Here is a 7055-nt window from a genome sequence, read left to right as displayed (position 1 = left end):
ATGCGCGATCACACGTACGCCGCACGCGCCCGTACATTGCTCACGTGTGTTGGCCTGGACCTGCCAAAACTTCATGTCCCCCACCCGACACGGGAACTGGCCAAAATCGTACACGCCAGTGCCTAGTTTCGGCGTAGCTGGGAACAAAAGCGCCAAGCTTTTTTTGGCGCAGCGACGCGCGGCCTCGGCTCACTGTTCCCTCACAGTTGTGCCGCAACTATTTGTTTCTGAAGGCCGGTTCTCCGCTATACTGTCAGCGGATGGACTCTTCGCGGCACCCTGGTATCGCCTAGCATGGGCTCGTCGATTCTCACACTTAACGGTGGTTCGTCGAGCATCAAGTTCGCCCTGTTTGCGCCAGGCGATCCGCCCACGCGATGCACCTCGGGCAAGATCGAACGCATAGGGCAGAGCGGAACCACGCTCACCACCAAGACAGCCGGTAGCGCCGCCGAGGCTCCGCGGCCGATCGAAGCCGCCGATCCCGACTCCGCCGCGCGGCAATTGCTTGAATGGCTCGACCGTCGCGTCGGTTTAACTAGCATCACCGGCATCGGTCACCGCATCGTCCATGGAGGAGCCAGGTACACCGCAACGCAGCTGGTCACGCCGGCCGTGGTCGACGAACTCCGCAGGCTCTGTCCACTCGATCCTGAACATTTGCCGGGTGAGATTGCTTTGATCGAGGGTTGCGGTCGACGATTGCCAACGGTCGCCCAGGTGGCTTGCTTCGATACGGCTTTTCATCGCGATCTGCCACGCGTGGCGGCGCTGCTTCCGCTTCCTCTCCACTATTTCGAGGCCGGCATCCGACGCTACGGCTTCCACGGGATCTCATACGCGTACTTGATGGAAGAACTCGCGCGCGTGACCAGCCCACAAGAGGCCGCCGGGCGCGTGATCCTGGCGCACTTGGGCAACGGTGCGAGCATGGCCGCCGTGCATGAGCGAAAGTGCGTCGATACGACCATGGCCTTTACGCCCACGGCCGGCCTCGTCATGGGCACCCGCAGCGGCGATCTAGATCCCGGCGTTCTGGTGCACCTTGTCCGTAGTGAACAATTGAGCGCCGACGCACTCGACGAGTTAGTCAACCGGCGCTCGGGACTGTTAGGACTCTCGGAAACCAGCGCCGACGTGCGCGATCTGCTCGATCGACGCGCCACCGATTCGCGGGCCCGCGACGCCATCGCCGTGTTCTGTTATCAAGCGCGCAAATGGATCGGCGCGATGGCCGCGGCGCTAGGCGGCGTCGACTCGCTGGTGTTTGCCGGCGGAATTGGCGAGAATTCAGTTGAAGTTCGTGCCGAGATTTGCCAGGCGCTCGACTTTCTCGGTATTCGGCTGGACGAACAGCGCAATGCACGCGGCGCCGGACTGATCTCGGCCGACAACGCCTGCTGCGCCGTCCGTGTCATCCATACGGACGAAGAATCCATGATCGCCCGCGACGTCAAACGGATATTGGCAGAGTTGCCACGGCCCCCCTCGACCTAGCGCGCGATCCCTACGGTAATGGAGTTTATCCGCCATGCACTCATCTTCGACGAGCAAGCAGTCGCTGCCACCATCCTCGCCTGCCCGCACCGGCGCCGCGACTTCCGACAGTAGCCAGGCAGCGGCGAGCCCGATTTCGTCGGCCCAGCCCCTGTCGGCCGATCAGCTGCGACGCATGGATGGCTATTGGCGGGCGGCCAATTATCTATCCGTCGGCCAGATTTACTTGTACGACAATCCGCTGCTCAAAGAGCCACTACAGCCTGCCCACATCAAGCCGCGCCTGCTGGGGCACTGGGGAACAACGCCGGGGCAGAATTTTGTCTACGTCCACTTGAATCGTATGATTCGCGACCGCGATCTCGACATGATTTACATCGCGGGACCAGGGCACGGTGGCCCGGCCCTGGTGGCGAACACCTATCTCGAAGGAACCTACAGCGAGTTGTACCCGCGCGTCTCGCAGGACGAAGCGGGGCTGAAGCATCTCTTCAAGCAGTTCTCTTTCCCCGGTGGGATCCCCAGCCACGTCGCCCCCGAAACGCCCGGATCGATCCATGAAGGGGGCGAGCTTGGCTACAGTCTGAGTCATGCGTACGGCGCCGTGTTCGATAATCCCGCACTCGTTGTCGCCTGCGTGATCGGCGACGGCGAAGCCGAGACCGGCCCGCTCGCCACCAGTTGGCACGGCAACAAGTTCCTGAACCCGGCGACCGACGGCGCCGTGCTGCCGATCCTGCATCTGAACGGCTACAAGATCTCGAATCCGACGATCCTCGCGCGCATCAGCCGCGAAGAGTTGGAAATGCTAATGCGCGGGTACGGCTACAAACCGTATTTTGTGGTGGGAGATGATCCAGCCGTGATACACCAGCAAATGGCCGCCACACTGGACGCGGTCTTCGACGATATTCGTCAGATTCAATCCGACGCGCGTGTGAATGCCGATGCTCCGCGTCCGCGCTGGCCGATGATTGTTCTGCAAACGCCCAAGGGCTGGACCGGCCCCAAGATCGTCGATGGCCTGCAGGTCGAGGGAACATTTCGCGCGCACCAGGTCCCCCTTTCGGACCCGAAGCGCAATCCGCAGCACTTGGCGCAATTGGACCACTGGCTGCGCAGCTATCGACCGGCCGAACTGTTCGATAGCGAGGGCCGTCTGATGCCCGAGCTGGCCGAACTTGCCCCGCATGGCGAACGCCGCATGGGAGCCAATCCGCAGGCCAACGGCGGACTACTGCTCAAAGATCTATTACTTCCCGACTTCTGCGACTATGCCGTCGACGTGCCGGCACCGGGCGCCGTCGATGGCGAAGACACGCGCGTGCTGGGCGGGTATTTGCGCGACGTACTTTCACATAACAAAACGGTGCGCAATTTCCGCATCTTTGGTCCTGACGAAACCATGTCGAACCGGCTCGGCGATGTGTTTCAAGTTACCGAGCGCCAGTGGGACGCCGATCGCATCCCGATCGACGATCACCTGGCGCGCGATGGCCGCGTGGTGGAAATTCTCAGCGAGCATCAATGCGAAGGCTGGCTCGAAGGTTATCTGCTGACCGGCCGGCATGGACTGTTCAACTCGTATGAAGCCTTTATTCACATTATCGATTCGATGTTCAACCAACATGCCAAGTGGCTAAAGGTGACGCGCGAGATTCCCTGGCGCCGGCCCATTGCCTCGTTAAACATCTTGCTAGCATCGCACGTCTGGCGGCAGGATCACAACGGCTTTACGCACCAGGACCCGGGCTTTATCGACGTGGTGGTAAACAAGAAGGCGGAAGTCGTGCGCGTTTACCTTCCGCCCGATGCCAACTGCCTGCTCTCTGTGACCGACCACTGCTTAAAGAGCCGGAACTATGTAAACGTGGTGGTCGCCGGCAAGCATCCCGCGCCGCAATGGCTTTCGATGGATCAGGCCGTACGGCATTGCACGGCAGGTATCAGCATTTGGGATTGGGCCAGCAACGACGCCGGCGGAGAAACCGACGTCGTCATGGCCGCGGCCGGTGATGTGCCCACTCTGGAAACCTTGGCCGCAATCAAGCTATTGCGCGAGCATCTGCCCGAGTTGAAGGTTCGCATGGTCAATGTGGTCGACCTGATGAAGTTGCAGCCGGCCACCGAGCATCCGCATGGGCTACCGGACAAAGACTTTGATTCCTACTTCACGCGCGACAAGCCCGTGATTTTTGCCTTTCATGGCTATCCGACATTGATTCACCGACTGGCGTACCGCCGCGCGAACCACGACAACATGCACGTCCGCGGCTACAAGGAGGAGGGGACGATCACGACCCCGTTCGATATGGCCGTGCTCAACGATTTAGATCGTTTTCACCTGGTGATGGACGCCATCGACCGCTTGCCGCAGGTGGGAGACAAAGGAGCCTACGTCAAACAATTCTGCCGCGACAAACTGATCGACCACAAGCGCTATATCCGCACCTACGGCGAAGACATGCCCGAGATCCGCAACTGGCGCTGGCGGGATTGATAGTACGAAGCCGGCGGTCGTCCTGTTGATCAAACGCCATCGCGCGACGTGGGCCAACGTGTCGGTCCAATGGCAGCAATAATGCCAACTCGTCAACGACGAACTATGGCTTTGGTTCCCATCGCAACCGCTTAAACACCGGCGGATGCCCGGGCGAGTTCGTTCCTTGCAGAATGAAGTATTCAACGTGCTCCCAATCCGGAAGCCCGACCTTTTGAGCATTGTGAAACTGGCCTACTTCCAACCGTAGCGTGCGCCAGGGCACCGTGTCGGGCGACTCCGTTTCAGTCGCAGGCGTATCTGCGCCGTCGGGCTGCGGTAGCACCGTTGTCTCGAACTCCTGGCTGTGCTCGCCCGGCACTCGATGTCTCACGCGAATGGTGAGTTTATCCGGCGCGCGATCCGCCGGATAATCGATCGCTAGCATTGCGCCCGCCTGGCCGCGAAATTGCGGATCGCCGATTTTGCGAGTGCCGAAGTAGTAGCTCGTGGCCCGCTCGTGTGGAAACATTTTTGGATCGAGCGTAAAACCACGCTCGCCGTCGGCGCCGGTCCAGGGAGCGAAAAATGCCGTGTCTCCCTGATTCGGGTCGGTATAAGCCGGCACCCAGTTCCAATCGGTCGAGGTGTCCATTGCGTCGATCAGGGCCGATCGCACGAGCGTCGGGCGTGCCCTGGCGATTTCCGCCACGGACCTTCGCGCAAGGCGCGAGCTTTGCCGGATGCCCGTGGCGTACGTAACGTTGGCGAACGCGGTCAGCACATCGCTCGCATCCAGACACGCGGTGGCGCCCATCCAGACGCCATCGCTGGGCTGCACGTTTTCGATCGTTCGCCAGAAGCGGGTCATCGGCCAATCGTTCGATAACGCGTAATAGATATCGACGCGCGTTACCGGGTCAGACTCTGCCGCGGCCGTGACGCGCACACGTGGCACGCCGTCCTCATCCGCGGCAGTAAACTCGATCTGTGGTGCGGCGGGCCACTCCGCAGGTGTCCCGCGCAGATGCACGTCCATCCACAGCGGCAGCGAACGGGCTTCGGCCGGCTCGATGTGATGGTCATAGTTGGGCGTGAAAACTTGCCGGCGAATGGGCGACTTGAGCAGGTCGAGCGTGCGATAGCCAAGATCCATTTTGCCGTGAAAGTCGTCAGTCGCGCTCATGAAGAGCACCGGACAACTGATGCGCGGTGCATGAGTCTCTGGCGCGATCAAGGCCCGCCACAGCCGGTTATCCTCGCTGACTTCCGGCTCAGGCTGGGGCGGATAGGCCGAGTACGATTCCCAGCCGTTGCCATAGATCGGCACCGCCGCCTTCACGCGCGGATCAACAGCCGCGACCATCCAGGTCAGCGTGCCCCCCATCGAAATACCGAAAATACCCAGCCGCTCGCCGTCGATCCCTGGCTGCGCTTCGAGCAACGTCAGTCCGCGCCGCGCTGCCATGTTCCAATGGTACCAAGGGTTATAGCGCGGTGTCGGCTTCATTTCCCGGCCGCCGCTGACTTCCATCATGTTGGCAGGCACCTTACCCCACAGCGTGTAACGCTCGCGTCGATACTCGGGGCCCAGCGTTGGTAAATTCGTGTTGCCGCAAAAATCGAAGCTGAACGAAATGTACCCACGGCGTGCCCAGAACCGCGGCCAATCCAGATTGGCCGTCTGCCCACCGCCGTGAATGTGCAAGATGCCCGGCGTCGTGCCGGCGATGTTCTTAGGACGGCCGATGTACCCGAAGACGCGCGTTTTTTCGCCTTCGAACACCTCGCCGGTGAAATAGATCGTCTCCAGGTGGACATCACCTTCGTCCCAGGCCTTGATCACTTCGACTTCCAGCGGCAAGGCCCGCGGATCAAAGCCCGACCACAAATCGTCGATCGTACGAAAAGCGACTGGCTGCTCATCGCCCGCGCAAGCCTGTGCAATGCCCGCGCATAAGATTGTTAAAACGATCCACGTCCGAACTCTCATTCGAATACTACCATCGAGTGCATACCAAGATCGTTTACGATCACTTCTAAACCGTTGTCTGTCTTGCTGATCGGCAGATCGATCGAACCGGGCTCGAGCGTCGCCTTGGTCACGCCAGGCACACGACAACGGACGCGGATGCCCGAGAGCGGAATGATCTCCTCGCGCACTGGCCATGTGCCACGCAACTCGGACTGATTCGGAAAGCCCCAATGCTTGTTCAATTCCTCGGGCGGCGGGGCCAGCTTTTGATAGGTCGAGTGCATGCCCCAGCTACTGGCCTGGTTTAGCAGATGCACGATCGTGCGTTTTTTATCTGGCTGGCGGCGATAGGTGGTGGTGAGAATCAGCGGCCCGTCCACTTCCACATCCGGCCGATCGTCGCGCGCCGCCCATTGGGCTGCGTTCGCCAGCATCTGTCGCATGTAGCCGTCGGGATAGAAAAACATCCCCTTGTCGACCGAGGCCGGGAAAAAGACGACGCGTCCTTTACCAAATTCCGAGGCGATAACGGCCGGAAATTGCTCCTTGGCGCGCTCAGCCGGCAAGTTCACCCGGTATGTCGCCAGCACTTCGCCGCCGTCGAGTGGCTTTACCGCCGCAGCGCTCGCGATCAAGGCCAGCGTCCCCTTATCCGGCGGATTGCCCGGATTGAGCCAGGCCGTGTTTTGCTTGGATTTGATTAGCGGATCATTGACGATCGGATGGTCCGCCGCCAGCGAAAGGTAAAGATTCTCGACGCGCTGGCTCACCGTGTCGGTCGATAGGTACTGAGCGCGGAAAAGATCGGCCAGGGCAAAGTCCGCGCGCTTTTCATAATTCTCGTCGTACAGCGACGTCTCGAATGTCGCCACAAGCCCACCGCCGCTGGCGACGAAACGCCGCACGACCTCGGCGGCGCGCGACGACATGCAGGCCACATTCGGCAGCACCAGCACGCGTATCCCTTGCAGGTCGGCATCTTCCAGATCGTGTTCGGTCAGCACGCGGACGGGCAAGTGCTTTTCCTGGTACGACCGAAACGCCCCCAAGGTATGTGAGAAATAAACCGGCAGCGCCCCTTGCGCGTACAACGCCCGCGTCTGC

Annotated in this window: 4 protein-coding genes; 2 read left to right on the top strand and 2 right to left on the bottom strand. The window is 60.8% G+C overall.

The features are described 5' to 3' along the window. Positions 1-294 precede the first annotated feature (294 nt). Both VGG64_25495 and VGG64_25490 read left to right on the top strand, forming a co-directional pair. Positions 295-1497 (top strand): acetate/propionate family kinase, encoded by a 1203-nt coding sequence (locus VGG64_25495; protein ID HEY1602985.1) that lies wholly within the window; start codon positions 295-297, stop codon positions 1495-1497. 34 nt (positions 1498-1531) lie between these two features. Beyond that, on the top strand, positions 1532-3997 hold the full coding sequence (locus VGG64_25490) for a phosphoketolase family protein (protein ID HEY1602984.1): 2466 nt from the start codon (positions 1532-1534) through the stop codon (positions 3995-3997). A gap of 103 nt (positions 3998-4100) precedes the next feature. Here the strand turns inward: VGG64_25490 and VGG64_25485 are convergent, their stop codons facing one another. Both VGG64_25485 and VGG64_25480 read right to left on the bottom strand, forming a co-directional pair. After that, positions 4101-5969: a dienelactone hydrolase family protein gene (locus tag VGG64_25485; GenBank protein HEY1602983.1), complete on the bottom strand. Its 1869-nt coding sequence runs from the start codon at positions 5967-5969 to the stop codon at positions 4101-4103. Further along, on the bottom strand, positions 5966-7055 hold a 1090-nt coding region (locus tag VGG64_25480), incomplete at its 5' end, for a beta-galactosidase trimerization domain-containing protein (protein HEY1602982.1). The genes VGG64_25480 and VGG64_25485, both read right to left, overlap by 4 nt.

It is taken from the genome of Pirellulales bacterium, from assembly GCA_036490175.1.
GTDB lineage: Bacteria > Planctomycetota > Planctomycetia > Pirellulales > JACPPG01 > JACPPG01.
This window is presented reverse-complemented; position numbering and strand designations above follow the sequence as displayed.

What these genes read in the sequence shown, in the direction of transcription:
- VGG64_25495 (HEY1602985.1), top strand. Translation starts at nt 295, where the DNA reads ATGGGCTCGTCGATTCTCACACTTAACGGTGGTTCGTCGAGCATCAAG.
- VGG64_25490 (HEY1602984.1), top strand. Translation starts at nt 1,532, where the DNA reads ATGCACTCATCTTCGACGAGCAAGCAGTCGCTGCCACCATCCTCGCCT.
- VGG64_25485 (HEY1602983.1), bottom strand. Translation starts at nt 5,969, where the DNA reads ATGAGAGTTCGGACGTGGATCGTTTTAACAATCTTATGCGCGGGCATT.